Raw genomic sequence first — 2,289 nt, forward strand, 5'->3', positions numbered from 1 at the left:
GATTGCCGTTGCCGACGCCGAGATAGATCTGGTCGAGATCCTTGTCGTAGACGATGGCGTCCCACACGGTGCCGCCGCCGCCCGAGGTTTGCCACTCGCCCTTGTCGGACCAGGTCGCATTGGCTTTCGAGGCGAAGATGTCGTCGGAGGCGGCGCCGTCCTTTTCCTTCTTCGGATTGGGCGCGGTGTAGAAGCGCCAGCGTTCCTTGCCGGTGTCGGCGTCATAGGCGGTGACGTAACCGCGCACGCCGAATTCGGCGCCGCCGTTGCCGATCAGCACCATGTCCTTCACGACGCGCGGGGCGCCGGTGATCGTATAGGGCTTCGACGTGTCGAAGGTCTGCGTCGACCACAGCTCCTTGCCGGTCTTCTTGTCGAGCGCGATCAGCCGGCCATCGAGCGCGCCGACAAAGAGTTTGTCGCCCCAGACAGCGACGCCGCGGTTGACGACGTCGCAGCAGGCACTGACGGCGCGTTCGCCGGGAACCTTGGGGTCGAATTTCCAGAGTGGTTTGCCCGTTGCGGCGTCCCAGGCGCTGACCTTGGACCAGGCGTGGGTGACATACATCACGCCGTCGACGACGACCGGCGTCGCTTCCTGCCCGCGCGCATCGTCGAGGTCGGCGGTCCAGGCGATGCCGAGCTCGCCGACATTCCCGTCGTTGATATCGGTGAGCGGGCTGAAGCGCTGTTCGTCGTAGCTGTAGCCTATCGCGCCCCAATCGTCGCCGTTGCCGCCGGTCCTGAGCAGGGTCTCGCTGGCCTTTTCGGCATCGTCGAGCGATCCGCCGCCCGAAACACTGTCATTCTTCGATGCGTTGCATGAAGCCAGTGCCAGTGCCGCGCAGCCCAGCAGCGCAGCCGTAAAGACCCGTTTCACCATCCCTTGCTCTCCCGTTCGACGCCTATCGTTGACGTTAACGTCAAGACTGCGCGCGAAGGCGCGGACGTGCAAGCGGGAAAATGGGGGGTGGGGGAGGGGGCATAGCAACACTCGTCATCCCGGACCTGCTCCGGGGTTCACGAAGACCAGCGCTGCGTTGAAGTCATGGATCCCGGAGCAGGTCCGGGATGACGAAATTCGAGGCGTCGTACGAATCAGGCCCAGGGCGGCGCGTTGAGGCCTCTGGGGCTGGCGGTGAAAATCTCGCAGCCGGTTTCGGTGATGCCGATGCTGTGTTCGAACTGCGCCGAGAGCGAGCGGTCGCGCGTCACCGCGGTCCAGCCGTCGGTCAGCATCTTCACCGCATATTTGCCGGTGTTGATCATCGGCTCGATGGTGAAGAACATGCCGGGGCGAAGTTCGGGTCCGGTGCCGGGGCGGCCGGCATGGACGACCTCCGGCGCGTCATGGAACATCTGGCCGAGCCCGTGACCGCAGAAATCGCGGACGACCGAATAGCGGTGCTTTTCGGCGTGGCTCTGGATCGCATGCGCGACGTCGCCCATGCGGTTGCCGGGCTTCGCCTGCTCGATGCCGAGCATCAGGCATTCGTAGGTGATCTCGACGAGGCGCTTCGCCTTTACGCCCACTTCACCGGCCAGATACATGCGGCTGGTGTCGCCGTGCCAGCCGTCGACGATGCTGGTGACGTCGATATTGACGATATCGCCCTCGCGCAGCGGCTTGTCGTCGGGAATGCCATGGCAGACGACATGGTTGATGCTGGTGCAGCAGCTGTGCGTGAAGCCGCGATAACCGAGCGTCGCGGGAATGCCGCCGCCGTCGAGCATCATCGTGCGGACGAGGTCGTCGATCGCGGCGGTGGTCACACCCGGCTGGACGAAGGGAACGAGCGCGTCGAGGATTTCGGCCGACAGCCGGCCCGCCTTGCGCATCCCGGCAAAGCCCGCCTCGTCGTGGAGCTTGATCGTGCCATCGCGAACGCGGGCGGGCGCCGATGCATCGTCGGCGGTTACGGAGACATAGTCGTACATGGGAAGGGATATAGGCGCTGGAGGCTGAAAAAGCGAGGGGCGGCCATCATCGGCCGCCCCGTCGCCTTATTCTGCCGCCTTCTTCGCCTTGTCGGCTTTCGGCTTGCCCTTGCCGGCCTTGGGCGCGGCGGGGGTGATTTCGAAGGCGAGCGGGTTGCCGACATGGGCGTCCTCGCCGGTCTTCATCTTCACCTTGACCTCGCCGCCGTGGACCAGCTTGCCGAAGAGCAGTTCCTCGGCGAGCGGCTGCTTGATCTTTTCCTGGATCAGGCGGCCCATCGGACGCGCGCCATAGAGCTTGTCATAGCCCTTGCCGGTCAGCCATTCGCGCGCCGCATCGTCGAGCTGGAT

2 protein-coding genes and 1 pseudogene are annotated in these 2,289 nt (G+C 64.8%); all 3 read right to left on the bottom strand.

The genetic code is table 11. The features are described from left to right. Nucleotides 1-883: PQQ-binding-like beta-propeller repeat protein (locus tag JHC57_RS22105; RefSeq protein ID WP_294032714.1), on the bottom strand; the 883-nt coding region annotated here is incomplete at its 3' end. A gap of 215 nt (nt 884-1,098) precedes the next feature. Then, complete coding sequence (gene map / locus JHC57_RS22110; RefSeq protein WP_294032715.1) at nt 1,099-1,938, bottom strand: type I methionyl aminopeptidase; 840 nt, start codon at nt 1,936-1,938, stop codon at nt 1,099-1,101. Between the two features lie 66 nt (nt 1,939-2,004). Continuing rightward, nucleotides 2,005-2,289: pseudogene (gene clpA / locus JHC57_RS22115) on the bottom strand (ATP-dependent Clp protease ATP-binding subunit ClpA); the annotation flags it as partial.

The organism is Sphingopyxis sp., from assembly GCF_016463645.1.
In the GTDB taxonomy this organism is placed as follows: Bacteria; Pseudomonadota; Alphaproteobacteria; order Sphingomonadales; family Sphingomonadaceae; genus Sphingopyxis.

Bases quoted from the DNA above. Each gene is read 5' to 3' on its own strand.
- map (WP_294032715.1), bottom strand. From the start codon at position 1,938: ATGTACGACTATGTCTCCGTAACCGCCGACGATGCATCGGCGCCCGCC.